At 67.1% G+C, this 25,042-nt stretch carries 17 protein-coding genes; 9 read left to right on the top strand and 8 right to left on the bottom strand.

Annotated elements, in window-relative coordinates; genetic code table 11:
- The first annotated feature begins 1 nt into the window (after nucleotide 1).
- The 4 genes from AC1D0A_RS18825 (at nucleotide 2) to AC1D0A_RS18840 (ending at nucleotide 3,292) form a co-directional block, all read left to right on the top strand.
- On the top strand, nucleotides 2-769 hold the full coding sequence (locus AC1D0A_RS18825) for an SDR family NAD(P)-dependent oxidoreductase (protein WP_476943273.1): 768 nt from the start codon (nucleotides 2-4) through the stop codon (nucleotides 767-769).
- 12 nt (nucleotides 770-781) lie between these two features.
- On the top strand, nucleotides 782-907 hold the full coding sequence (locus AC1D0A_RS18830) for a hypothetical protein (RefSeq protein WP_476851398.1): 126 nt from the start codon (nucleotides 782-784) through the stop codon (nucleotides 905-907).
- Between the two features lie 137 nt (nucleotides 908-1,044).
- Nucleotides 1,045-2,394 carry an MFS transporter gene (locus AC1D0A_RS18835; RefSeq protein ID WP_028275652.1) on the top strand — a complete coding sequence of 450 codons (1,350 nt, stop codon included), beginning with the start codon at nucleotides 1,045-1,047 and terminating at the stop codon, nucleotides 2,392-2,394.
- Nucleotides 2,395-2,464: 70 nt separating this feature from the next.
- Nucleotides 2,465-3,292, top strand: a complete 828-nt coding sequence (locus tag AC1D0A_RS18840; RefSeq protein ID WP_476946522.1) for a triose-phosphate isomerase family protein — start codon at nucleotides 2,465-2,467, stop codon at nucleotides 3,290-3,292.
- 521 nt (nucleotides 3,293-3,813) lie between these two features.
- Here the strand turns inward: AC1D0A_RS18840 and AC1D0A_RS18845 are convergent.
- Complete coding sequence (locus AC1D0A_RS18845; protein WP_476946523.1) at nucleotides 3,814-7,416, bottom strand: TM0106 family RecB-like putative nuclease; 3,603 nt, start codon at nucleotides 7,414-7,416, stop codon at nucleotides 3,814-3,816.
- Between the two features lie 140 nt (nucleotides 7,417-7,556).
- Between AC1D0A_RS18845 and AC1D0A_RS18850 the strand changes: the two genes are divergently transcribed.
- The 5 genes from AC1D0A_RS18850 to AC1D0A_RS18870 all read left to right on the top strand — a co-directional run bounded on the left by AC1D0A_RS18850 (nucleotide 7,557) and on the right by AC1D0A_RS18870 (nucleotide 14,284).
- Nucleotides 7,557-8,162, top strand: a complete 606-nt coding sequence (locus AC1D0A_RS18850; RefSeq protein ID WP_459383999.1) for an SOUL family heme-binding protein — start codon at nucleotides 7,557-7,559, stop codon at nucleotides 8,160-8,162.
- Nucleotides 8,163-8,269: 107 nt separating this feature from the next.
- Nucleotides 8,270-10,699 carry a Tex family protein gene (locus AC1D0A_RS18855; RefSeq protein ID WP_476946533.1) on the top strand — a complete coding sequence of 810 codons (2,430 nt, stop codon included), beginning with the start codon at nucleotides 8,270-8,272 and terminating at the stop codon, nucleotides 10,697-10,699.
- Between the two features lie 199 nt (nucleotides 10,700-10,898).
- Nucleotides 10,899-12,293 (top strand): OFA family MFS transporter, encoded by a 1,395-nt coding sequence (locus AC1D0A_RS18860; RefSeq protein WP_476946524.1) that lies wholly within the window; start codon nucleotides 10,899-10,901, stop codon nucleotides 12,291-12,293.
- Between the two features lies 1 nt (nucleotide 12,294).
- Entirely contained in the window at nucleotides 12,295-12,423 is a 129-nt protein-coding gene (locus tag AC1D0A_RS18865) for an MFS transporter small subunit (RefSeq protein ID WP_275450873.1), read from the top strand.
- A gap of 106 nt (nucleotides 12,424-12,529) precedes the next feature.
- Nucleotides 12,530-14,284: a gamma-glutamyltransferase family protein gene (locus AC1D0A_RS18870; protein WP_476946534.1), complete on the top strand. Its 1,755-nt coding sequence runs from the start codon at nucleotides 12,530-12,532 to the stop codon at nucleotides 14,282-14,284.
- Between the two features lie 42 nt (nucleotides 14,285-14,326).
- Here the strand turns inward: AC1D0A_RS18870 and AC1D0A_RS18875 are convergent, their stop codons facing one another.
- From AC1D0A_RS18875 to AC1D0A_RS18905, 7 genes are all read right to left on the bottom strand, one after another.
- The gene (locus tag AC1D0A_RS18875; protein WP_243181547.1) at nucleotides 14,327-15,379 is read right to left on the bottom strand and encodes an alpha/beta hydrolase; all 1,053 of its coding nucleotides are present in this window, start codon (nucleotides 15,377-15,379) and stop codon (nucleotides 14,327-14,329) included.
- Between the two features lie 72 nt (nucleotides 15,380-15,451).
- On the bottom strand, nucleotides 15,452-17,164 hold the full coding sequence (locus tag AC1D0A_RS18880; RefSeq protein WP_243181546.1) for an ABC1 kinase family protein: 1,713 nt from the start codon (nucleotides 17,162-17,164) through the stop codon (nucleotides 15,452-15,454).
- A 5-nt stretch (nucleotides 17,165-17,169) separates the two neighbouring features.
- Nucleotides 17,170-17,709: a PadR family transcriptional regulator gene (locus AC1D0A_RS18885; RefSeq protein ID WP_243181635.1), complete on the bottom strand. Its 540-nt coding sequence runs from the start codon at nucleotides 17,707-17,709 to the stop codon at nucleotides 17,170-17,172.
- Between the two features lie 306 nt (nucleotides 17,710-18,015).
- The gene (locus AC1D0A_RS18890; RefSeq protein WP_243181545.1) at nucleotides 18,016-18,480 is read right to left on the bottom strand and encodes a hypothetical protein; all 465 of its coding nucleotides are present in this window, start codon (nucleotides 18,478-18,480) and stop codon (nucleotides 18,016-18,018) included.
- Nucleotides 18,481-18,645: 165 nt separating this feature from the next.
- Nucleotides 18,646-18,960: a hypothetical protein gene (locus AC1D0A_RS18895; protein WP_243181544.1), complete on the bottom strand. Its 315-nt coding sequence runs from the start codon at nucleotides 18,958-18,960 to the stop codon at nucleotides 18,646-18,648.
- Nucleotides 18,945-24,584, bottom strand: a complete 5,640-nt coding sequence (locus AC1D0A_RS18900; protein ID WP_476946525.1) for a DUF6531 domain-containing protein — start codon at nucleotides 24,582-24,584, stop codon at nucleotides 18,945-18,947. The genes AC1D0A_RS18895 and AC1D0A_RS18900 overlap by 16 nt, the downstream gene beginning before the upstream one ends.
- 126 nt (nucleotides 24,585-24,710) lie before the next feature.
- Entirely contained in the window at nucleotides 24,711-24,992 is a 282-nt protein-coding gene (locus tag AC1D0A_RS18905) for a pyrophosphorylase (protein ID WP_476944135.1), read from the bottom strand.
- Nucleotides 24,993-25,042: the final 50 nt, after the last annotated feature.

The following is a 25,042-nucleotide window of genomic DNA, read 5'->3' on the forward strand; positions in this document are numbered from 1 at the left end:
CATGAGCACTTTCCCCACAGAACGCACCGCCATCATCACCGGCGCCGTGTCCGAGCGCGGCATCGGCCGCGCCACCGCCAGCTACCTGGCCGCACAGGGCTGGAGCATAGGCATCATCGACCTCGATGACGCCCTCTGCAAGGCGGCGGCCAAGGAACTGGCAGCCGAGCACGGCGTCAAGGCCTTCGGCGCCGGCGCCAACGTTTCCGACGAAGGCTCGGTCCGCGCGGCAATCGACGCCATCGAGGCGGAACTGCCGCAGATCGTTGCGCTCGCCAACGTGGCCGGGGTCAGCTCTCCGGTGCCCTACCTGGAACTCGACGCCGCCGAATGGGACCGGGTGCTGAACATCAACCTCAACGGCGTCCACTACGCCACCCGCCGCGTCGCAGAATCAATGGTGAAGAACAGGATCGGGCGCATCGTGAACATCTCCTCGGTCTCCGCGCAGCGTGGCGGCGGCACCTTCTCCAAGACGCCGTACTCCGTGGCGAAAGCCGGCGTGATCGGCCTGACCCGGGCCACGGCCCGTGAACTGGGCGAATACGACATCACGGTCAACGCCATCTCACCCGGGCCCATCGACACCGACATCATGGGCGGCACCCTCAGCGAGGAACGCAAGGACGAACTCACCAAAGACCTCGTGGTCAACCGGGTCGGTTCCACCCGGGACATCGCAGCAGCCATCGCCTTCCTCATCAGCGAGGACGCCGGCTATATCTCCGGCCAGACGCTGAATGTGGATGGCGGACTCTACATGCACTAAGGAAGAAGCCTCGTGGCCCAACACAGCCAAACCCCCGCGTCCGGATTCGCAGCCTGGAGCAAGGGACGGAAGATCTACCTCGCCGTCGGGATCCTGGCCTGCGCGGCCGGCGTTCTGATGATGGTTTTTTCGCGCTAGTTTTCTCCGGCCGGATCCGGCCTGGCCTGCCTTGGCCGGGCCGGATCCGGCGTGGCTGGGCCCGATCCGGCGCTCTCCACGCAACTGATTCACCCCACTGAGTTACACCACTGATTGCTCGACGAGGAGTTTTTTTGATGACCGTAACAACAACGTCCACTCGGGACCTACTGGAGACACCGGTCCTTAAATCGGCCATCTCCAAGGCCTCCCGGCGGCTCATGCCCATGCTGGTCATCCTGTACGTGGTGGCCTTCCTGGACCGCACCAACGTGGGCTTTTCCGAGGCGGCGCTGGGCGTGGACAAGGGCATTAGTGCCGGCGCATTCGCCCTGGGTGCCGGGATTTTCTTCATCGGTTACGCACTGTTCGAAATCCCGAGCAATCTGCTCCTGACCAAATTCGGCGCCAAGGTGTGGCTGGCCCGGATCGCCATCACTTGGGGCATCGTCTCGGCCTGCTTCGCGTTCGTCCAGGGCGAGACGTCCTTCATCATCCTGCGCTTCCTGCTGGGCGTCACCGAGGCCGGGCTGTTCCCCGGCGTCATCATGTTCCTGGCCGCATGGTTCCCCAACAAGGTCCGCGTCAAGATGTTCGCCATCTTCTACCTGGCCCAGCCGTTCTCCCAGATGCTGGGCGCGCCGCTCTCCGGCTGGCTGATCAACATCGGCGATCAGGTCCCCGGCGTCCAGGGCTGGCAGGTCATGTTCTTCGTCGAAGGCATGTTGGCCGTCGTTGCCGGCATCGCCGCCTACTTCTTCCTGATCAACAGCCCGCAGGACGCCAAGTTCCTGGACAAGGACGAGAAGAACGCGCTCCTGGAGGTCATGGCGCTCGAGGACACCGTCAAGGAAGAGTCCGGGCCGCACGGCGTCCTGGCCGCCATGAAGAACGGCAAGGTCTGGTACTTCACCGTCATCTACTTCTGCCTGCAGATCGCCGTCTACGGCGTCACCTTCTACCTGCCGCAGCAGGTCGCCCAGCTGACCGGCCAGAAGGTGGGCATCGCCGTCGGCCTGATGGCAGCCATCCCGTGGTTCTTCGGCATCTTCGCCTGCTACTTCATCGGCAAGGCAGCGAACACGGTGATCCGCCGCCGGGTCTGGGGCACCGGCCTATTCATCTCCACCGGACTCTGCATCTTCGGCTCTGCGTGGGCCGGCGCCAACCACATTCCGGCGCTCGGCATCATCTTCATCACCCTCGCCGTGTGCTCGTTCCTCTCCATCGGCCCCATCGCGTGGTCCTACCCGACGGCGTTCCTCACCGGAACCGCCGCGGCCGCGGGGATCGGCCTGATCAACTCGCTCGGTAACCTCGGCGGCTTCGTCGCGCCGATCCTGCGCACCTCGGTCAACCAGATCACCGCCTCGGACACCGGGACAATGGGCGTCTACGCCCTCGGCGTGCTCCCGTTCCTGGCAGCGGCCATGATGTTCGCGACCCGCCGCTTCAAGAACAAGGCCGACGAGCTGCTGGAGCAGTAAAGGCCCCCGGCCTCACTTCCAGCGCGACGTCCAGCCCCCATCCACTGGATCCAGCAGAAAGCACCAACACATGCAGCAGAGCCCCGGCAGCCAGACCTCCAACACCCGCATCCTGGTGGGGGTCAGCACCAAGATGTACCTCGGCTACCGGGACAGCCTGGACTGGCTCGAGCGGCTGCAGCACGAAGTGGACACCCGCCCGGCCCTCGCGGCCGGGCGGGTTGTCCCGTTTGTCATCCCGTCCTTCCCCGTCCTGCCCGCGGCGGCCCGGCTCCTGGCGGGTTCGCCGCTGCTCCTTGGTGCGCAGAACTGCGGCTGGGCGGATGGGCCCTGGACCGGGGAAGTGGCCCCGTCCATGCTCGCGGAACTCGGCGTCCGGCTCGTGGAGGTCGGCCATGCCGAACGCCGGCGGCACTTCAACGAGGACGACGCCATGATCACCCGCAAGGTCCGGGCCGCGGACGACGCCGGGCTCGCCGCGCTGCTGTGCGTGGGGGAGCGCGACGGCGGGCAGCCGGCGGCTGCGGCGGACTTTGTGTTCCGCCAGATCGAGTCGGCCGTCGACGGCGACTGGGACCTCGCCGGCCGCCTGGTGGTGGCGTACGAACCGGTCTGGGCCATCGGCGCGACCGAGCCGGCCGCCGCCGCCTACGTGTCCGACGTCGTCAGCCGGCTCCGGGACCAGCTCACCGCCGCCGGCGTGCCAGGGTTGCCGGTCATTTACGGCGGATCGGCCAAACCGGGTCTGCTGCCCACGCTTGAGGGTCTCTCGGGCCTGTTCCTGGGCCGGTTTGCACACGACCCGGTGAATTTCGGCACGGTGCTCGATGAGGCGCTCGTGCTGGCCGAAGGCCTCCTCGCGACCGACCCCGCCACCGTGGGACATGTCCAGCCCTGACCGCGGGCGACGGGCATGATGCCTAGATCTCCCTTGGTCGAGGCCAAGAATGAGCATGTCCCCTAGGGGTGGCCGCCGGGGAATGGGCATGTTCCGTGGGGTGGGTGGCGAAGAGTGGACATGTCCGGGCCTGACCGCGGGCGACGGGTATGATGCCTAGATGTCCCTTGGTGGAGGGGAAGAATGAGCATGTCCCCTGGGATGGCTGGCGAAGAATGGGCATGTCCCCTGGGGTGGCTGGCGAAGAATGGGCATGTCCCGTGGGGTGGCTGGCGAAGAGTGGACATGTCCGGCTCTGACCGCGTGCGACGGGCATGATGCCTAGATGTCCGTTGGTCGAGGGGAAGAATGGGCATGTCCCGTGGAGTGGCTTGGCGAAGAGTGGACATGTCCGGCTCTGACCGCGTGCGACGGGCATGATGCCTAGATGTCCGTTGGTCGAGGCGAAGAATGGGCATGTCCCTCGTCGGAGGGTGCGGGCAAGCGAAGAATGAGCATGTCCCGCTTCTGGGCTAGGACAGCTACGCGCTGACCGACCTCTGGCACAGGCCGATGAAGCCGCCCAGCTGTTCCATGCCCTCCGGATGCGTGGGGAGGTAGTTGGTCAGTTCGGGCGCGCGGACGATCACGGCACGCCATTGGCCGCGGGACACCGCCACATTGATCCGGTTCCGCGAGAGCAGGAATTCCATGCCCCGCGGAGCCTCGGCCACCGCAGAACATGCCATGGACACAATCACGACCGCGGCCTCCTGGCCCTGGAACTTATCCACGGTCCCCACCCGCACGCCGGCGAGATTCGCGGCGTCCAAGGAATCGCGGATGACATTGACCTGGGCGTTGTAGGCGGCCACCACCAGAATGTCGGACGCTTCCAATGGCCGGGCTCCGTCTGCGGTGTGCCAGGAAAGGCCCAGATGGCGGCGCACCTGCCCGACGACCTCGGCAGCCTCCTCGGCCGACGACGTCGTGTTCCCGCTGTGTGGCACCATCACCGTCTCAATCCCCGCGGGCACACCCTCCAGACGGCGCAGATCCGCGGATGGGGCGGAACGCAACCGGCCCTCGTAGGACAACTCCGAGACGGCCAGGCACAGCTCGGAGGTCATCCGCCACGAGTCGGCCAGGAAGTAGCCAAGCTCGGGCGGCAGCGTGGCGTGGCCTGCGGAAATCCAGCCCAGGGCCGACTCGTCGACCGGCTCCGGGTGCCTGCCCTGGCTGACCTGCGGCAGCTGCTGCGGGTCGCCGAGCAAGAGCAGTCGGCTGCTGGCCTGCGCCACGGCAAGGGTGTTGGCCAGCGAGAACTGGCCGGCCTCGTCGATCACCAGGAGGTCCAGGGAGCCGGCCGGGACGGTGGCGCCTGTCATGGTCCACGCCGTGCCACCGACGAGGGCGCCTCCAGGCGCACCCAGCAGCTCCGCAACGTCCTTGCCGGTGCGCCGGGCCCACGGCAGGGCGTTGTTGTGCTTCACGTCTTTGGCCACCAGCGCCGGGTCGACCCCAGCCTTCGTGACAGCGGTCTTCAGCAGGTTCTCCACCACCGCGTGCGACTGGCCGACGACGCCGACTTTCCAGCCGCGGGCCACGAGCCGGGCGATGACGTGGGACCCCACATGGGTCTTGCCCGTTCCGGGCGGACCCTGCACTGCCAGGTAGGAGTGGTCAAGGGCCAGCACGGCCGCCGTGATGGCTTCAATGAAGCGGTCCGGTCCGGCGCCAGGCTGCGGCAGTGAAGCTCCGGCGGCCAGCCTCGGTGGCTGACGCCGGACGAGGTCAAGCGCAGGATGGCGGGGGAGGGAGCCGGACCCCAGGCCGGCGACCACCGTGTCAGCGAGGGCTGCCAGTGCTTGCTCGAGGCTCTTGGTGGCGAGGGGTTGGTCTTCCGTCAGCGCGATGGGGAGGTCATTGTAGGGCTGTATCTTCCGGTGCAGCCGGTCCCGGATGATGACGGTGTCCTTGCCGTCCTCATGGCCCAACTCCAGGACCTCCGTGCCGAACCATCCGCTCCGTCCGGTTCCGTTCTTGCCGGTACCTTCCAGCCCGGCGGGAAGAGGCAGTTCGTACATGCGGAACCACTTGCTGCCCTCGCGGAGGTCCGACCCTGGACTCACGGAGCCGGACAGCTTGACCCGCCGTTCCGGAAGTTTGGTCCCCGTCTGTTGCCAGTCGTCGAGGATTTCCGCGGATTCGACGAGGAAAACGTTCCGGTCCCGTTCGTGCGTGTCCGGACCGTGCTCACACCGATCGAAGTGCGCCCACCAGAACGACTTGCGCTCCCGGCGGTGATAGCTCACGGCCGCGGCCAGCATGGCCACGGCCTTACGGTCGTCCTCGGACAAGCCGCTGCCCGGCTCAGCAAATTCCATCAGTGCCAGCTCAGCCGGGGCAAGCGCCGCATCGGCCCGTGCCGAGCCGTCGTCGGGGCCGTCCTCCGAGCGGGACGCCGCGCCCGGCTCCGCGCCGTGTGGCTCCAGCCGGCGTTCCTTGGCCAGCCCGAGCAGCCAGTTCCGGAGCTCCAGCGTGGAGAGGCAGTCGTATTCGTTGTAGTCGGAGATCCCGGCGAGGATTGTGGCCGCTTCGTCGGGCCGCTCATTGTCCCTCGCGTCGCAGAACCGTGCATAGGCAATCACGGAGGCGCCGGCGTCCTTCACTTCGCCAGTTCGAAGGTTCGCCCCCATGTAGAGCGGTTCGAGCTTCTTGATGCTGTAAGAGTTTTCGGAGATCCTGATGCTGTTCCGGACCGTTTGGTACAGGTCCACCAGCAGGCCTTCGCGGAGCCACTCGTCCACGATGTCCTCCCCGGCAACGTGCATCACCGAGAGTTTTCGAAGCGCCGTTTTTTCATACGGTGCGTAGTGGTAGACGTGCATGTCCGGGTGGTCCCGCCGGCGTTTCTCGACATAGTCAAGGAAATCGAGGAACGCCTGCTTCTCCGCCTCCCGGCTGTGGGCCCAGAATGGCCGGAAAATCCCCGGAGTCCCGGGCTCGGTGGGCGCCTCGATCACGCCGAACAGGTACTCGAGCCCCCACACTCCCGTGGCGCGGTCCTGCCACAGCGGATCGCCTTCGAAGTCGAAGAAAATATCGCCCCGGCTCGGTGGGGGCAGCTCGGCCAGGGTGTTCCCGGGCAGGACGCCGTAGCGGATGGTGTGCTCTTCGCCGTCCTTGCGGTAGCAGACTTCTCCGTCGGCAGGGCCAACGCCGCTCTGCATCCGCGCCTGTTCCTGCAGGCGCAGGAGCGTAGGTGTGGGCTTGGTGAGGGTCGCTTGCGCCAGTCCAGTGACTGAACGAATCCCACGTTCGTGGAGGTTCTTACGCTGCACGGAGTTCATCCGGGCCACGAGGAGGAGATCGTCGGTGGCTTTGACTTGCTCCTGGCAGTAATCGCAGCGGCCACAGGCGGTCAGCCCGGGCGCGCCCCACTCCACTGGTCCCGGCTGTGCGATGTGCGCGGCGGTCAGCGCGAGGAAACGCTCGCGGCGCTCTCGGAAAACCGGCAGGATTTCGGAGAGTTTGTGGTGGCTTCGCACGTAGTCGAATCCGCCGCCGGGCAGCTGCACTGTCGAGCCAAGGACGAGGGTCACTGCCGGGTCCACCGGGATCCCGGCCTTCAGCAGCTGGTCGCCGTAGGCGGCCAGCTGGAGCAGGGCCGTCACCTTTGCGTGGCGGGCGAGCTTGGTGTCGAACACGGCGTAGCTGCCGTCGGACTGCCGCACGAGGAAGTCGGAGCGGCCGTGGAACTGGCCGTCGAAGAAGGCGGCCTGGAAGACGACGTCGGCTCCCGCGCGCAGCGCCCCAATGGACTCGGCGTGCTTGACCGCCAGCGTGGCGCGGTCCATGGCCTCGGCCGGGACGACGTCGTACACGCCGTGCCCGGTGGCCGGATCCCAGTCGCCAAACTCCGCAACGAAACCGCCGAGGACCTTGCGCTCGTGGAGGTCACCCAACACCGCTGCATGCTTGAGCATCTCGTCGTCTTCGAACGTAGCTCGGGGGGACCGGCCCAGCTTCTCGTCGAGTTTCCGCAGCAGCTGATACTCGCAACTCGCTGCCACCACGAGGTCGCTCGCGGAGTAGATCAGCTCCGGTAATGAGCCCGGTACCTCAGGTTCAAGAAAAAACACTGTGCCCCCGTTGTTGGTGCCCCGTTGTTGGTGCCCTCCGCTATTCAAGCTATCAAAGCCCTCTGACAGTTAAACATGGGACAGGAACCAGGCAAGGGCCTCTGGTTCCTGTCGTAGGACCGGCGTAGGGTCTGAGGATTATGACGGAACAACAACCGTATGAGCTGGTCCAGCGCTACGCGCACTTCGAGCTGCGCCGCTATCCCGCGTACGCTGTGGCGGAAATAGAGGTCAAAGCGACCTTCGACCGCGCCGGCAATGCCGCCTTCCGGCACCTGTTCAACTACATCAGCGGCAGCAACACAGCGCAACGGAAGCTGGCGATGACGGCCCCGGTGATCCAGGAACCTGGGTCGTCGCAAAAGCTGGCGATGACCGCTCCGGTACTGCAAAGCGGACCGCTCCCGGGAAGCGCAGAGCCCGCTGATTTCATCGTCGCCTTCGTGCTCCCCGCCGGGGTGACGGCGGAGACGGCGCCGGTCCCGGCCAACCCCGACGTCAGAGTCCGGACCCTGCCGGGTTCTTTGGCAGCCGCTCTTCGGTTCTCGGGCAGCGGGTCGGAGGCGGCCTTTCTACGGCGAAACGAAGGCCTCCAAGAGGCACTCAGGCTGGCCGGGCTGAAGGGTGTTGGGCCGCCACGATTCGCCCGTTTTGATCCGCCGTTCAAGCCGTGGTTCCTGCGCCGCAACGAGGTTGTTCAGGACGTGCAGGAGCCCCTTCCGTCTTCAGGCGAGCCCGGCCGCTGACCGGGGTAGGGCAAAATGGTTTGGTGACCCAACACCCGCAGCGACCCGTCAACCCCGCCTCGCCCGCCTCCGGCCCGTCCGCGAAGGCCGGCTCAGCACAGACCGGCATGCCGCATTCCCAGGAGTCCGGCATCGCCGCCCAGATCGCCGGCGAGCTCGGCGTCCTGCCGTGGCAGGTCAAGGCCGCCGTGGATCTGCTCGATGCCGGGTCCACTGTGCCCTTCATCGCCCGCTACCGGAAGGAAGCTACCGGCACCCTGGACGATACCCAGCTCCGCGAGCTGGAGGAGCGGCTGCGCTACCTGCGCGAGCTCGAGGACCGCCGCCGGAGTATCCTCGAGGCGATTGCCGCCCAAGGCGCGCTGACCCCGGAACTGCAGGCCGCCGTCGTCGACGCGGACACGAAGTCGCGGCTGGAGGACATCTACCTCCCGTTCAAAACCAAGCGGCGCACCAAGGCGCAGATCGCCCGCGAAGCCGGACTGGAGCCGCTCGCCGACGCCCTGCTCAAGCGCCCCGAACTGGACCCGGAGCGCGAGGCGGCCAAGTACCTCAACGCCGAACACTCGATCGGGGACCCCGCCGCGGCGCTCGCCGGTGCCCGCTCCATCCTGGTGGAACGCGTTGCGCAGGACGCCGACCTGGCCGCCACGCTCCGGGAACGGCTATGGACCCAGGGCCGGATGGTGTCCCGGGTGAAGAAAGGCAAGGAAGCCGAAGGCCAGAAGTTCAAGGACTACTTCGAGTTTTCCCAGCAGCCGGCCGGCATGCCCTCGCACCGTGTGCTGGCGCTGCTGCGCGGAGAAAAGGACGGCGCGCTGGAGCTGGATCTCGCCGAGGCGGATCCGAACGACGACGCCGCCCTGACCGCCGCGCGCGGCCGGTACGAGGCCGCCGTGGCCAGGTTCCTCGGGGTCGCCGACCGCGGCCGGGCCGCCGATGCCTGGCTGCTGCAGACCGCGCAGCTGGCCTGGCGCTCGCGCGTCCTGGCGCGGCTAACGGCAGACCTGCGCAGCCGGATGTTCGCCGCCGCCGAGGACGAGGCCGTGCGTGTGTTCGCCGCGAACCTGCGCGATGTGCTGCTCGCCGCGCCGGCCGGGAACCGTGCCACCCTGGGCCTGGACCCGGGACTGCGCACCGGCGTCAAGGTCGCCGTGGTGGATGGAACCGGCAAGGTGGTCGCAACGGACACCGTCTACCCGCACGCCCCGGCCCGGAAATGGGTCGAGGCGCTGCGGACCCTCGTGGGCCTCGCCACGAAGCACGGGGTCGAACTCGTCGCGATCGGCAACGGCACCGCGTCGAGGGAGACGGACAAGCTCGCCGCCGAACTGCTCAAGCAGCTCTCCTCCGGGGCAGAAAACAAGCCGCAGAAAATTGTGGTGTCCGAGGCCGGGGCATCGGTGTATTCGGCGTCGGCGCTTGCCGCGGCTGAGCTGCCCGGCATGGATGTGTCCCTGCGCGGCGCCGTCTCGATCGCCCGGCGGCTGCAGGACCCGCTCGCGGAGCTGGTGAAGATTGAGCCGAAGTCGATCGGCGTCGGGCAGTACCAGCACGACGTCACGGCCGCGAAGCTGGACCGCAGCCTGGACGCGGTGGTCGAGGACTGCGTGAACGCGGTGGGCGTGGACGTCAACACCGCCTCGCCCGCACTGTTGAGCCGGGTGGCAGGGGTCGGGCCGCTGCTGAGCGAGAACATTGTGGCGTACCGGAACGAGCACGGGCCCTTCGCCAAGCGCAGCGAGCTGAAGAAGGTCCCGCGGCTGGGCGCCAAGGCGTTTGAGCAGTGCGCCGGCTTCCTGCGGATCACCGGGGGAGCGGAGCCGCTGGACGCTTCCAGCGTGCACCCGGAGGCCTACCCCGTGGCCCGGAAAATCAAGGCGGCCGCCGGTAAAGCGCCCGCTGCGGGAAGCTTTGCGGCGCTGAACCCGCAGGACTTCGTGGACGGCTCCTTCGGCCTGCCCACCGTGCAGGACATCATCGCCGAGCTCGAGAAGCCCGGCCGTGACCCGCGTCCGGCCTTCGCGGCGGCAGCGTTTTCTGAAGGCATCGAGAAGATCTCGGACCTCAGGCCCGGCATGGTGCTGGAGGGAACGGTGACCAACGTGGCCGCGTTCGGCGCGTTCGTCGACGTCGGGGTGCACCAGGACGGGCTCGTGCACGTGTCGGCCCTGGCCAACCGCTTTGTCTCTGATCCCCGTGAGGTGGTGAAGTCCGGGCAGGTGGTCCGGGTCAAGGTGCTGGAGGCGGATCCGGAGCGGAAGCGCATCTCGCTCACCCTCAGGCTCGACGACGAACCGGCCTCCGGCGGCCGTGCGGACTCGCGGCCGGAACGTCCGCGGCAGGCGACGTCGCAGCCGGCGTCGCAAGCGCCGTCGACCCAGCCGTCGACCCAGCCGTCCGGAAGGCAGCCGTCCGGGAAACCGGCAACCGACCGGCGGACGCCGGGCAGGCAACCGCAGAAGCCGGCCCCCACGCCGTCGCCGGTCAACACCGCGATGGCCGAGGCGCTCCGGAAGGCCGGCCTGGGCAAGTAGCGCCCGGTGCGGCTGCCGCACCACCGTTCGTCGCGGATTCCCTACCGCTTGGCGCATAACTAGTACGTTTGCTGACGATCTGCACCATGATTGCCGGAGGCAACGGCCCTCTACCGGAAGCTCGGTCAGAGGCCCTGGCAGAGGGCCGTTTCCGCAATGTGCTGGACACCGATGTCGTTGACGAGCAGGGGGAGTACTTATGGGTTGGCTGGACCGCGAACGAACCATCGCCCCGCCGGGATTTAACCGGTGGCTCGTCCCCCCGGCAGCCCTCGCGGTGCACCTGTGCATCGGCCAGGCCTACGCGACGAGCGTTTACAAGACCGCGCTGGTGAAGCACTTCGGCGCGAGCCTGACCGAGATCGGCGTGATCTTCTCCGTTGCGATCGTGATGCTAGGCCTCTCGGCCGCCATCATGGGCACCTGGGTGGACAGGAACGGGCCCCGCAAGGCGATGTTCACCTCCGCCGCGTTCTGGGCGAGCGGCTTCCTGATCGGCTCCCTGGGCATCTTCAGCCACCAGCTCTGGCTCGTCTACCTCGGCTACGGCGTCGTCGGCGGCATCGGACTGGGGATCGGTTACATCTCCCCGGTCTCCACCCTGATCAAATGGTTCCCGGACCGGCCCGGACTGGCCACGGGCATGGCGATCATGGGGTTCGGCGGCGGCGCCCTGATCGCCAGCCCGGTCTCCACGGCCCTGCTGAAAATGTATGATCCCAACTCCGGGGCCAAGGGCTGGGTGGCCAGCGGTGAGTCGGTGGGCAAGCTCTTCCTGACCCTCGCCGTCGTCTATCTGGCCTACATGATGTTCGGCGCGTTCACCATCAAGGTCCCGTCCGAGGGATGGAAACCGGCAGGTTTCGACCCCGCAAAGGTCAAGGCCGCCTCGCTGGTCACCACGGACAACGTCTCCGCCAGGAACGCGGTCAAGACCAGGCAGTTCTGGCTCGTCTGGATCGCCCTGTTCTGCAATGTCACGGCAGGGATCGGCATCCTTGAGCAGGCCGCTCCGATGATCCAGGACTTCTTCCGCCAGCCCGACGGCACGTCCGTGGCCAGCGCCGCAGTGGCCGCCGGCTTCGTGGGGCTGCTCTCGATCGGCAACATGTCCGGCCGCTTTGCCTGGTCCGCCACCTCCGATGTCACCGGCCGCAAGCGCATCTACATGGTCTACCTCGGCGTCGGCGCCGTGCTCTACACCGTGCTGGCGCTGGCCGGCTCTACGTCCACCGTCCTCTACGTGGCCCTCGCGTTCGTCATCATCTCCTTCTACGGTGGTGGGTTCGCGACGGCCCCCGCCTACCTGCGCGACCTCTTCGGCACGTTCCAGGTCGGAGCCATCCACGGCCGGCTCCTGACGGCCTGGTCCGCGGCGGGTATCGCCGGGCCGCTGATCGTCAACGCTTTCCTGGACGCGCAGGGCAAGCCCGGCGCGCTCAACGCCGCGTCCTACCAGCCCGCCTTGCTGACCATGGTGGGGCTGCTGGTGATCGGTTTCGTGGCGAACCTCTTGGTCACGCCGGTGGACGCACGATTCCACGAACCACGTCCTGGCCGCGTCCGGTCCGAAGAACCTGCCTTGGAGGGCTGAAATGAGCAGTGCACAGAGTTCCGTCACACCGTCCACCGGGAGGTTGGTCATCGCCTGGGCGCTTGTCGGCGTGCCGCTCGCGTATGGCGTCTATGAGACCCTCACCCGCGTGGCGGCCCTGTTTGGCTGACACGGTGGTGACAGAAGTCTTCGGTGATAGTCCGCGCGCCGTGAGCGCACCGTTCACACGCCCGGAGGCGTTCACCACCCGCCCCACGCTGCAGGGCACGTTTGGGATGAGCGCGTCCACGCATTGGCTTGCGACGGCGGCGGCCCAGTCCGTGTTGGAGCGCGGTGGGAACGCCTTCGACGCCGCGGTGGCGGGAGCGTTCGTGCTCCATGTGGTGGAGCCGCACCTCAACGGGCCCGGCGGAGACATGACCGGGATCTTCGTCACCGCGGACCGGCCGGAGCAGCCCATAGTCCTGATGGGGCAGGGCCCGGCGCCGGCCGGGGCCACGGTGGAGCACTATGTGGCCGAAGGCCTGGACCTCGTTCCGGGATCGGGTGCCCTGGCCGCCGCGGTGCCTGCCGCCGTCGACGCCTGGCTCCTGCTGCTGCGTGACCACGGGACGTGGGAGCTGGACGCGGTCCTGGACTTCGCGATCGGCTACGCGCGGGACGGCCACCCGGTGCTCGGCCGGGTCGGAACCACCATCGCGGCCGTGTCCGCGCTGTTCGAGGCGCACTGGCCCACGTCGGCTGAGCTGTGGATACCGGGCGGCCGAGTCCCGGTTGAGGGCGAGCTGGTGTGGAACCCGGCCTATGCCCGCACCCTGGAACGGCTCGTGCAGGCCGGAGTCAGGGAATTCACCCGCGAGGCGGGAATTGATGCGGCCCGCCGCGAGTGGCGGGAGGGGTTCGTGGCCCGCGCCATGGTGGAGTCGGTTCAGTCCCCGCACCGGCATTCCTCGGGCACGGATCACCGCGGAGTGCTCGCCTTGGACGATCTCGCGGGATTCGAAGCCGGGTATGAGGCGGCCGCCACTGTGGAGTTCCGGGGCCACACGATTGCCAAGACCGGGCCGTGGGGCCAGGGGCCGGCGCTGCTGCAGACCCTGGCCATCCTGTCCGGTTTCGAGGACCGGTTCCTTGATCCGTCCACCGAGCTGGGGGCGCACACCGTCCTGGAGGCGCAGAAGCTCGCGCTCGCGGACCGGGAGGCATACTACGGCGACACGGACGTGCCGCTCGATTACCTGCTCTCGGAGGACTACTGCGCCGGCCGCCGTGCCTTGATCACGGAGCGGGCGTCCCACGACTTCCGGCCTGGCACCGTGCCCGGGCGGGAGCCGTACAGGCCACCACTGCGCACCAGTTACACGCCGCGGGCGCTCGCGGGCCATGCCGCCGCGGCCGGACTCGGCGTCGGCGAGCCCACCGTGACATCCGCGGGGGAGACCCGCGGCGATACCTGCCATATCGACGTCGTGGACCGCTGGGGCAATATGGTCTCCGCCACTCCGTCCGGCGGCTGGCTGCAGTCGTCCCCGGCGATCCCGGAGTTGGGCTTCTGCCTGGGCACCCGGCTGCAGATGACCTGGCTGGAGCCCGGGACGCCGTCCACGCTGACGCCCGGCAAACGCCCGCGTACCACCTTGACGCCCACGCTCGTGCTGCGGGACGGCCACGCAGTGACCGCGCTGGGGTCGCCCGGCGGCGACCAGCAGGACCAGTGGCAGCTGCCGTACCTGCTGCGGACCATCGTGGGCGGGTATTCGCCGCAGCAGGCCATCGACGCACCGACGTTCCATACGACGTCGATGCCCGGGTCCTTCTGGCCGCGCACCTGGGAGCCCGGCGGCGCCGTCGTCGAGAACCGGCTCGGTGAGGACGTCATCGCGGGGCTGGAACGCCGCGGGCATGTGGTCAGCCGGGCTGGTGACTGGGCGCTGGGGCGGTTGTCCGCCGTCGTGCGGGATCCTGAGACCGGGGTCCTGCAGGCTGCCGCAAATCCGCGCGGTGCGCAGGGGTACGCCGCGGGCCGGTAGCGGTTGGCGGTGCGTAGCGGTGGAGCTGGGGATGCTCGCTTCCTAGCCGGAAGCCTTGAGCCGGTCCATGAAGCGGAGCGACTCGGCAACTATCTGCTGCTGCGCCTCGTTGCGGCTGATGCCCGGCTCGCCGTCCCCGGGCTGCCCACCGTAGTCACCGAAGAACGCGTGCACGCCGCCCACAACCGTTGCGTAGGTGGTGGTTGGCGGGAGCAGGGGCCTCGACGCCGCGATCTTGTCCGGGGTGCTCAGGCCATCGTTTGTGCCGGAGATGGAGAGCACCGAGAGGCCCTGCGCGTCCGCCATGTTCTCTGCGGGGTACGAAGCAAAGAGCAGCAGCCCGGAGACGTCGTGATTCGCCGCCGCGAACGATGATGCGCTCACGCCGCCCAACGAATGACCACCGACGGCCCAGGAAGCGATTTCGGGATGCCGGTCCATGGCTGCGCGGGCCTGGTTGGTGTCCAGCAGGGAGACGCCAAGGGGTGGCTTCAGGATGACGACTAGATGACCCGCGTCCGCGAGCGGCTGCAGCAGGTCCTGATAGGCGTGCGCGTCGACCCTGGCACCGGGGTAGAAGACGAGACCCGTGGTGGCTTGGCCCGCCGGGGCAAGGGTGATCGAAGTGGCGTCTTCTGCAGCCTTTGACCCGGCTGGCGCGGTCGCGGTGGGCCCATTGGCCGGGGCCGTCTTCTCCCGGTCGGGTTGGTGGGGGAACGGGCTGAGCCACATCAGCGCCGCCACGAAACCGAGGACCGTGAGCCGGCCTGCGATCCCGCGGACCAACTGCCAGGTGGAAATGTCACCGCTACGCTGCTGTTTGCCGCCGAAGAACCAGCGTCTGACCAGAATCAGCGCCCACAGAATCCCCAGTGCGACGGCGGCCACCAGGAGAGCGGGCAGGGCGGGGTGGCCGCCGAGGACGGCCGGGTTGCTGAGCAGCATCCAGAGCGGGACCACTATCAGGGCGGCCGCCGCGAGAGCGCCGCTCCAGTTCAGGATCGAGGACTTCCAGGAAGTGGAGTTGGGCCCTTTGGGGACGGGGCCGCGGGTTTCGGTGGGGTTCGCAGGACGAAAAGGCTGGCCTTCCTTCACGGCTTGATGATATCGCCCCGGCAGCGGAACCCGATGGTGTCCGGGTGCGGCAAAACCCCGTCACCGGCTCGATCAGCGGCCGCTGCGCCCCACCCACAGCCCATGCAGCAGCGGAAGCACTGACGCGATCATCAGGACATTGCCGAGCACCATGTCATCCGCGCGGACCACGGAGCCGGAAACCAGCAGGGCGCCGAAGATCAGCGCCGATGCTGATCGCTGCGCCGTGCGGTCAAGCCGTCCCAGCTGCCGCTCGAGGCGCGGATTTGCCACCGACAGTGAACCGTCCTCGAATCGGGTTAGCAGCCCATCCATACGTTTCGGCAGACCCAGCGCCATCCCGGCGGCATCGAGCGCCTGCTGGGCAACGTCCTGCACGATGTTGCCGCGCTCGTCGCGCAGCAGCTGCGCCGCATAGGGTTCGACCGAATCCCACAGATTGAACCGGGCGTCCAGCGAGCTGCACACACCCGACGTCAGTGACATGGCCCGGATGATGAGCAGGAAGTTCTCCGGGAATTGGAAAGGCAAGGACCGGACAGTGTCACCGAACTCCACCGCGAACTCCCGGAACTCCCTGGGGTCGACCTCGCGAAGCTCGGCGAAGCCCATCCCGCCAAATCGGGCGAAGAGGTGCGTCATTGCCCGCTCAAGCTCCACAGTGTCCGCCGAAGGCACCAGCACACCGACGTTCCGGATGGCGGCCACCAGACCCTTGCCGTCACGCGAAGCGGCCGCGATGAGCAGCTTCCGCAGACCGCTGCGTGTGCTCGGCGGGATCTCGCCCATCATGCCGAAGTCGATGAAGGTCAGCTTCCAGGGGTGCGCTGCGGATGGATCCGTAGCCGGCGTGACAAAAATGTTGCCCGGGTGCGGATCGGCGTGGAAAAACCCGGTGGTGAACATCTGGTCGAACATGACGGAGGCAAAAACCGGGGCGACCTGCGCCGGATCGATACCGGCAGCCAGCAGCGCCACCGAGTCCGTGATTTTGATCGCTGTCACGTCTTCGAGGGTGAGCACGCGGCGGGTGCTTCGCTCCCAGACGACGCCGGGCACCTCCACCCGGGCGTCATCGGCAAAATCGACCCCGAACCGCTCCGCGTTCGCCCCCTCATTCAGGTAGTCGATTTCCTCAAGGCTGGTCTGCGCAAACTCCTCGACCAGGGCGGGCATGTCAGCACGATCTGACACCAGGCGTACGTGGCTGAGCCAGCCGCCCACTTTGCGCAGTGCCGCCAGGTCGACGTCGACAATGTCGTTGATGCCCGGCCGCTGTACTTTCAGAACCACACGGTCGAGACCGGTGTCGGCGGCGTCGTCCGGGCGAAGCCTGGCCCGGTGCGCCTGCCCGAGCGACGCTGCCGCGATCGGTGTCTCCTCGATCGAGGCGAACAACCGCTCCAGCGGCGCGCCCAGCTCAGCTTCGGCGAGGGCTCGGATCGCGGAGAACGAAACCGGAGGCACCTCGTCCTGCAGCCCCTCGAGTTCCTTGGTGATCTCGGGCGGCAGCACGTCGAGCCGGGAGGACAGGAACTGTCCGACTTTGATCATGAGGCCGCCGAGGTCCACCGCCAGCGCATGGAAGCGCTGCGCGAAGCGCCGCATCCTCTTCGCCCTGGTGCGCTCGGCAATCCTCACCAGCCCGATGCGGGGGAGGAGCAGCTCAAACCACCAGGTCACCGCGAGATGCCACGCGGCGAAACGTAGGATGCGGCGGTAACGGGCCCGGTGGTTCCCGGCGCCGGGGACCGTGGCTGCCCGGTCCCGGCGAACCGACGTCACCCCCGTCAGCCCTGGGCGAGGATCGCGTACAACCGGCGGCGCGCGTCATCGAGCACCGCCACGGCTTCCTGCACCTGCTTCGGCGTCCCGGTGCGTCCCACCTGGGAGGCGGCTTGTGCGAGCTCGACGCCCGCCTTGGGCAGCGCCGCGAACCCCGAGCCCGATGCTGGACCCGACTCCCAGGGCGCTGACATGCCGGCACCCGCTACCTCCTCGCGGCCCGCCTCCGTCAGGGAATAGATCTTGCGGCCGTTGGATTCCTCAGCACGGATAATGCCCTCGTCGGCCAGCAGTTGGAGGGTTGGATAGACGGAGCCAGCGCTGGGCTTCCAGGTCCCGCCGCTGCGCTCCTCAATTTCACGAATGATCTGATAGCCGTGCATCGGCCGCTCGGCGAGCAGTGCCAGCACAGCCGAGCGCACCTCGCCGCGCCCCGCCCGGGATCCCGAGCGCTTCTCGAACCTCGAACGCAACTCCTCTACGGCCTGCCACATGCCGTCGACATTGTTGCCGCGAAATCCGCCTGCCGGGTAAGAACTGCGCATCATGCTCTCCTCTGGACAACCGTGAGCGATATACAACGATAGCCAACGATACACGCGCAGATTTGCGAAACCAAGAGCGATAGCCATCCACATCTTGCATCGTGATGCCACAGCAAGGAGACCCGTCGAATGCCAAAAAATACGGGTCAAGGAACCACGGCCCATTAGCCAATGTGCAGTCAGGCGTGTTGCCTCAGCCTCGCTTCCAGTCAGCCTTCCGGACCGAACGACGATGCCTTTGGGCTTCTGAAGAAATTAGCCAATGCCGACCGCACCAACACCGCCCATGAACCCTCGTTGGTGGCGTCAGCGTTCCTTATTTGCGGTTTCCCGGGCCCGCTTAGCGGGCGTACGGCGCTTACTTGCATGCTGCCAGGCCAGTCCTGCCTGAGTGCCCGAAATAAACCCACCGAACCACGCGATTCCGGCTGGGCCCAACACCAAACAGAGGACGAGGACCAGCACCAAAACCAGCATGGCAAGCCATCGCCAGAGCGGCGAAAAACGCAGCAACCACACGCCCACGGCCAGACCTGCGAGTAATGCAACGACCTCCTGCATCACATGGTCCTGAGGCCCGAGCACGATCACCGCGGCCGTGGCGCTCAAGAGCACGCCACTAAGGATCAGAGCATTCCTTACCGGATGCTCAGCTTTCCTTCCCACAACAGCCAACCCTTTCTTGGCCTGTTTTGCCCACCATCCGAGTCCGCTTTGCAGTTGGTCGCCACCGAAGCCGACGGTGCCACCTCCAAAGGCGGCGCCCCACACGCGCTATGGTGCTCGGAGGCTGCATGTTGCGGATCCGGTGCGGGACGAAGTGCGTCGCGGGCTGACGAGCGAAGGCTTCTACTGCACGACGCGGGAGGACCAGATTGGAGGAGCTAGTCGAATTTCAGATCCAGCATCGGTAAGCACATTTTTCCCGAGCAGTTTCTAACTGCCATTAGCAAAATCGGTGAGCTTTTGAAGAAGTTCTTCGTATTCAGCGTTGAGAACATCATCGACTGATCCGTTCTTGTAAACGTATCGGTCGCTGAGGCTGCCGCTGCCCTGCCCAAAGCTCCCAAAGACCCACTCTCGCGCCTCGTCCACAGCCTTAGTTGACGAATCGGCGCGAAGTTTTACCGCGAGATCTTCGTAATTCTGAGCTAGTTTGGCGAGCTCCATAATTCTCAGCAGACTCGCAAACCTGAGCATATCGAGTGTCAGAGTATCTATATCAGTGCCCATGTTTAATCCAATTTCCATTCTTTGAGAATTTCTCCCGCGGTCCTTGCGTCTGGAATATAGACTTGGGGAGTTCCGCCTGGATAAATCGTGCCATCCAACCCGGTCTGCGGTGCGGTCATCCCTTCGTGCACAGCAGTTCCGGCTGGGAACCTAGCCATGAAAGCGCTATCGATGGGGCTCTTGCCGCCGCCAGGCCACTCAGGCAACACCGCTTTGTCATTTCTAACTTGCTCGACACTGATCGGTGCGTCCTCGGACCACCAGCGACCCCACGGATTTCCGGCTTCTCCGCCCCTGTACAAAATTGTATCTTCGCTAAGGTATCTAGATTTGTAGGCTCCGTCTGTAAAGTTCGCGGCTGGATTACCACGCATTCCTTCCAGCGTCGGTGGCAGGTCTCCGAGTTTGGTGGTCGCCGAGGGTGGGACATCGACTTTACCCGCGCGACCACCGATGGGTAGGGCTCCGGTCCCAGTGCTAATTGCGGTAGCCCGTATGAACCCCGTCGGAGTGTGGGGCCCTGGCCCGGTGAGGTAGCCGCCTGCCCCGCTGATCGCCCCGTCAACGCCATTTTCCACGGCCATGCGCACCACGGGGTTGTTGACGAGCTTGCCCGCCATCATTCCCACACCGCCGCCTACCATTCCAAGGCCACCGGAGATCGCGGCCTGGCCCCAGTTGACTTCCCCGGTGGTTGCTTTCTGGATCACGACGTCGGCGCCGAAGCTCATCAGCCCCAAGCCTGCGACCTGGCCGCCGGGGACGAACATCAACACCGCCCCGCCCACAACGGCCAGGCCGCCGACGACGTATTCCCAGTTGTCTTTGACCCAGTTCCCGGCCGCGGCGAACGCTCCCCGGCTGGAGCCATCGTAGGCCTTCAGCTCGTCATCCGTCAGCGGACGCAGCCCGGTGGGGTCTGTGGTGTTCAGAGGGTTGTTGCCGGCGTAGGCGTAGGGGTTTCCGTCCCAGCCCGCGCCGAGGACGGGGGAAAGGGGGTCGGTGGAGAGGAAGCCACGGGTGGCCGGGTCATACGCCCTGGCACCGAGCCATTCCAGGCCCGCGATGTCCAGGCCGCCGTTGCCGGTCAGGGTGATCCCGGCGGGCAGCTCACCGGCAAGCCCCGGCACAGCTCCCCAGCCGGCGGCCCCAGCACCGGGCGTGCCGCCCGGACCCGGGTCCGGGATAGACGGCGCGCCGATGACTGCCCAGGGATCGGTCTGGTCGGTGGGGCGGGCTGCGCGCCAGCCCGGCGCCGTCCAGGCCTCGCCGATCCCGGTGACACCACCAGGCAGCGAAAGGACCTGTTCACCGTCAAAGCCGGCCAGGGCGGGGATGGGGTTGGCGGTGTCCCACCACAGCTCCACACCATCGATGGCAGCGAGTTCGCCGAGTGCGTCCACCCACAGCTCATGCCGGGAGGTTTCCATGCCGTCGGGGGTGCGGTCGGCCGCGCTCTTCAGGTGGCCGGTCTGGCCCCATGCGTACTCGGTCCAGGACCCGTCCGGGAGTATCAGCCGGGTTCGGCGCCCCAGCCCGTCGTGGACGTACTCCGTCCGGGACCCGTCCGCGTCCGTGACGGCAAGGAGTTGCCCCGCGGCGTCGTACTCGTAGGTCCGGGAGCCGGCCGGGGTGGATTCGCGGATCGGGCGCCCGCCGGCGTCGTATACCCACTCCGAGACGGAAGCCGGCGCGGAATCCTCCGGGTCCCCGCTCCTGGTGGTGGCGGCCGAGACCATCTGCCCGGCCCCGTCGTAGCCGTAGCGGGTCACGGCACCGGCGCGGGTCAGGGCCGTGATCCGGCCGTCCCCGTCCCGGCCGATCAGTGTGGCATCGGCCGAGAGAAGATCGTTGCGGTCGGTGCGGCTGTGCTCGGACAGGCTGCCGTAGCGGTAGGCCCATTCCTGGACGAGGTCCCCGGCGGTGGCGGAGGTGATACGCCCCGAGGCGTCGTGGGTGAACACGGCCTCCCCGAGCCGGGGGTTCCTGACGGCGGTCACCCGGCCCGCAGCATCCCGGATGTAGGTGGTGGTGGTGCCGTGCGCGTCGGTGAATCCGGTGCGGTTCCCGTCGGCGTCGTACTCCCACGACATTCCGCGGCCGTCGCGGGTGCGGGAGGTCAGCTGCCCGCGCCGGTCATACGCCAGCTCGTGCTCCACCGCCAGCCCGTCGGCGCCCGTGTAATCGGTAATGATCACGCGGCGGCGGATCAGGTCGCGTTCGACGGCGGCCAGGAGTTTCCCGTCGAACGAGGTGGAGGATTCCCGGCCGGCCGAATCGTAAGTCCAAGTGGTGGTGTGCCCGTCAGGATCGGTCTGGGACAGTTGCCGCCCCGCAGGATCGTAGGTGGCCGTGGTCACCCGCCCGAGCGGATCGGTCACGGAATCGACCTGGTCCGTAGCCGTGTAGGTCCGGGTAGTCACCCCGCCCAGGGGATCGGTGATGCGGACCAGGCGCCCGCGGATGTCGTACTCGAACCGGGTCCGGCCGCCCACGCCGTTGACGGTCTCAGTCAGTTCCCCGGCGGTGTTGTATTTGAACCGGCGGGTGCCATACCAAGTGTCTTGGGAGAAGGTCAGCCGCCCGGTCTTGTCGTAGCCGTACCGGGAAACGCCCTGGCCGGGGGCGCGGCGGGACAGGAGCCGCCCGCACGGGTCGTACTCGAAGGTCTCGACCTCGCCCGTGGGCAGCGTCCGGGCGGTGACACGCTGATCGGCGTCGTAGGCCAGTTCCGTGACCGCGCCGAGCGGGTCCGTGGTCTTCCAGGGCCGCCCGCACCCGTCGTACTCGTACCGGGTGACGGCACCGGTGGGGGAGGTGATCGACGTGATCTTCCCGGCCACGTCCCGGGCCAGGACCGTCAGGCCGCCTTCGCCGTCGACGAGCTCCACCGGGTTGCCCGCCGCGTCATAGGAGACGAGCTCCGCGGAGCCGTCCGCACCCTGGACCTGCGTGGGGCGCCCGTACTCATCGAAGCTGAAAGTTGAGGACGCGAACGCGTCCGTCAGGGTGGCCGTGCCGGCCTTGCGATCTGCGGTCGCGTCTGTGCGGACCCCGGTCGGGTCGACGACGGCGGTCAGGGCGCCGACCTTGTCGTACTCCCGCCCCCAGCCGTGACCGGCGGGGTCCGTGATCCCGACCAGCCGGGAAAGTGTGTCATGGACAAAGCCCCACCGGGCGCCGTCCGGCAGCACCGCGCCGGTGACGTTGCCGAGCTCATCGAAGACCCGCTCAATGGCCCGGCCCAACGGATCGATCGTCCGGACCAGTTCACCGTTGACGGCGTATTCGAGTTCGGTCCGCCCGCCGTCCGGGGCGACGAACGCCGTCGTCCGCCCTGCCGAATCGTGCTCGAAGGCCCAGACGGCGCCGTCCGGGTCCTCACGCCGCACCAGCAGGCCCGCACCGTCATAGCTGAATCGGGTTTCAGCCCCGGACGGGCTGAGCGCCGCAACCGGGCGGCCTGCATGGTCACGGACGATCCTCGCGACGTCCCCCACTGCATTTCGGGTCGAAACCAGGTCCCCGAACCCGTCGTACTCAAAGCCGACCGTCACTCCGGCCGGGTCCACTACTTGGGCCAGTTGCCCGTTCCGCCACTGAAGCTCGGTGCGCCCGCCCAGCGGGTCCACGATCACCGAGGGGTCCCGCGAAATCTCATCGGCATACTCATACGAGACGACCGACCCGGACTCCGTCACCAGCGTGGTGATGCGGTCCTGCTCATCCCAGCCGTAGGTGAGGTCCGCGCCTTCCGGGGTCACGGTCCGGATTTTCCGGCCCCGCCCGTCGTAGGCGTGCACCGTGACGGTTCCGTCGCGCTCCGTGAACGACACCAGATTTCCGTGGCCGTCGTAGGCCATGGACTGCCGCTGGTCATGGGAATCGAGCACGCCGACCAGGCGGCCCTTCGCGTCGGCGATCCACGAATTGGACCGGGTGCCGTCCTCATCCGAAACGACCGTGACGCGGCCGGGCAGATACGCGAACCTGGTCCGGCGCCCATGCTGGGAGGTCTGCAGGACAACCCTGCCGTGTTCGTCGTAGGTGTTCTCTGCCTCGAGAACGCCCGCAGCCGAGACCACAGCTTCGATCAGGCCCTGCTCATTCCACCGGTAGGTGCGCGCCCCGAGTTCGGTTGCCACGCGCGTCAGCCTGCCACCGGCGTCGTACTCGTACTCCACCCGGCGCCCGTCCGAGGCCCGCACCACGGCAACAAGCCCGTCCACGTACTCGACGTCGAGGAAACGGCCCCGCGCATGCGCCAGCCGGGTCACCAGTCCGCTAATACCGCCGTCGGCTGGCCTTTCCCGAAGAACGGACACCGTCCGGCCAGGCCCGGAGCCGGCACCGAGCCACACGCCGGTCGGGCTGTAAGCCCACCATGCGCCCTGGTTGTCCCGGACCACGAGGAGCTCGACCGTACCCTCAGGCAGGGAGCCCAACTCCGTGAGGACAGCCGTGTTGGCGGGTTCGCGGGTCAGCCAGTAATTCTCTCCCACACCCCTGCCCCAGCCGGTGCCCTCCCGGGGGAAGTCCACGGCGCGGCCGTCGGCCATCACCCACCGGCACCCCTCATCCGAGACCGTGAGGTACTGATCCAGAACCGAGGCCCAGCCCGGACCGAACACCCCGGGCATCTCCAAACCGGACGCCAGCGAGTTGTACATCCGGGACAAGAACAGATTCGAGGAAACCCCCGCGAACCCCAGATCCAACTCCGGCTCGATGAAGTTTCCTGTCGAAGTGTTCACGGGATCATTCGCGTACCCGCTGGTGGGCATCGCGCCCGCCGCCGTCGGCGGATCGATGACCAACCCGGACCGGTTGGCGCTCACGCCGGCCGCTGCCAACGCCTCATTCACGGCTGCATCCGAGAGAGTCGAGATGTTTCCCTCGCCGCCGGCGGCCGCAAACGCGTCCGCGACCGTTACCGCCCACTTCGCGTCGTTCTCGTTCGCCTGCAAGTACCGCCGGTATGCGGTGATCACTCCGGACGCGTCTATTGAACCCCAGTAGCAATCAGACGCGAAGGAGGACATATGCCCGTGCAACGAGGCCGGCTCGGCCGCCAAACCGTCGTCCAGGCCCCGCGACCCTGCCGCGAAGGACCGCAGAAGAGCCGGACGCGCCGAGGACGTCCCGCCCCCGTACCCGCCGCCGGGCGCCGGGGTATTCCGCGATCCCGTCCTGGCATCGGCCGGGGCAAACACCGGAGCCTTCCCCGGTTCCCCGCCCGGCCGTTCTTCCTCGCCGAAGAAGAAATCACCGGCCTGCTCGAGCAGATTCCGGTCATTATGCCGCCGGACCCACTCGTTGTTCTTCTCACGCCGGGCGTCCTCCTCATGCCCGGCGTCGATCATTTGCCCGACGTATCCGGCCACCGTCCGCAACGCCGACACCAACGCGTTTGCGTCATTCTTCGCCGTGGCAGCGTTGGCCTCGAAAACCTCAGAGAAGTGCCCCTTGAAGTCCTCCTTCGCTGAGGCGACGTACGATGCCCGCGAACCCGACTGCTCCTCAAGCCTTGACGCCGCCGATTCGAACGCCGACCTCACCGACCCGGCCACGGCGTAACTGAACCGCCCACCATCAGATGCATCCGAAGCCGGCAACAGCGGCATCTCAACGAACTCGGTCACAACCAAAGCCCCCCACAGAACAAGAACCGGAACATAAAAAAACCACCAAACCGTGCATCGGCCGGGTAACCGCACCACTCACCAAAGTGGCGCGATTACCCGGCCCTCACACCAGCAAGTACAGACTCAGGCGCCGCCGCCAGCGGAGAAGATGTCCTGCGAGATCTTCTGCAACTGCCCCCGCAACTGTTCCAGCTCAGTCTTGGCCTTATCCAAGGCAGCCTTCGTCTCCGGCCACGTAGAACCACGGAACTGCGCAGCCAAGGGGCCATCCCAAATATTCGGATCTGACAAAATCCTTCCCTGCGCGTCCAGCGCCGAGATCTGATCCGTGAAACCACCGTTAATGATCGACTGCACCTGCCCAATTGCAGCCTTCGCTTGCTCAGTAGACAACACACGCGACATAGAAAATTCCTCCCAAGAGACAACCGCTTCTCCGCCGGACGCAGCACCGC

The organism is Arthrobacter sp. P1_D4 (genome assembly GCF_056406115.1).

What these genes read in the sequence shown, in the direction of transcription:
- AC1D0A_RS18825 (WP_476943273.1), top strand. Translation starts at nt 2, where the DNA reads ATGAGCACTTTCCCCACAGAACGCACCGCCATCATCACCGGCGCCGTG.
- AC1D0A_RS18835 (WP_028275652.1), top strand. Translation starts at nt 1,045, where the DNA reads ATGACCGTAACAACAACGTCCACTCGGGACCTACTGGAGACACCGGTC.
- AC1D0A_RS18840 (WP_476946522.1), top strand. Translation starts at nt 2,465, where the DNA reads ATGCAGCAGAGCCCCGGCAGCCAGACCTCCAACACCCGCATCCTGGTG.
- AC1D0A_RS18850 (WP_459383999.1), top strand. Translation starts at nt 7,557, where the DNA reads ATGACGGAACAACAACCGTATGAGCTGGTCCAGCGCTACGCGCACTTC.
- AC1D0A_RS18855 (WP_476946533.1), top strand. Translation starts at nt 8,270, where the DNA reads ATGCCGCATTCCCAGGAGTCCGGCATCGCCGCCCAGATCGCCGGCGAG.
- AC1D0A_RS18860 (WP_476946524.1), top strand. Translation starts at nt 10,899, where the DNA reads ATGGGTTGGCTGGACCGCGAACGAACCATCGCCCCGCCGGGATTTAAC.
- AC1D0A_RS18865 (WP_275450873.1), top strand. Translation starts at nt 12,295, where the DNA reads ATGAGCAGTGCACAGAGTTCCGTCACACCGTCCACCGGGAGGTTGGTC.
- AC1D0A_RS18870 (WP_476946534.1), top strand. Translation starts at nt 12,530, where the DNA reads ATGAGCGCGTCCACGCATTGGCTTGCGACGGCGGCGGCCCAGTCCGTG.
- AC1D0A_RS18885 (WP_243181635.1), bottom strand. Translation starts at nt 17,709, where the DNA reads ATGCGCAGTTCTTACCCGGCAGGCGGATTTCGCGGCAACAATGTCGAC.
- AC1D0A_RS18895 (WP_243181544.1), bottom strand. Translation starts at nt 18,960, where the DNA reads ATGGAAATTGGATTAAACATGGGCACTGATATAGATACTCTGACACTC.
- AC1D0A_RS18905 (WP_476944135.1), bottom strand. Translation starts at nt 24,992, where the DNA reads ATGTCGCGTGTGTTGTCTACTGAGCAAGCGAAGGCTGCAATTGGGCAG.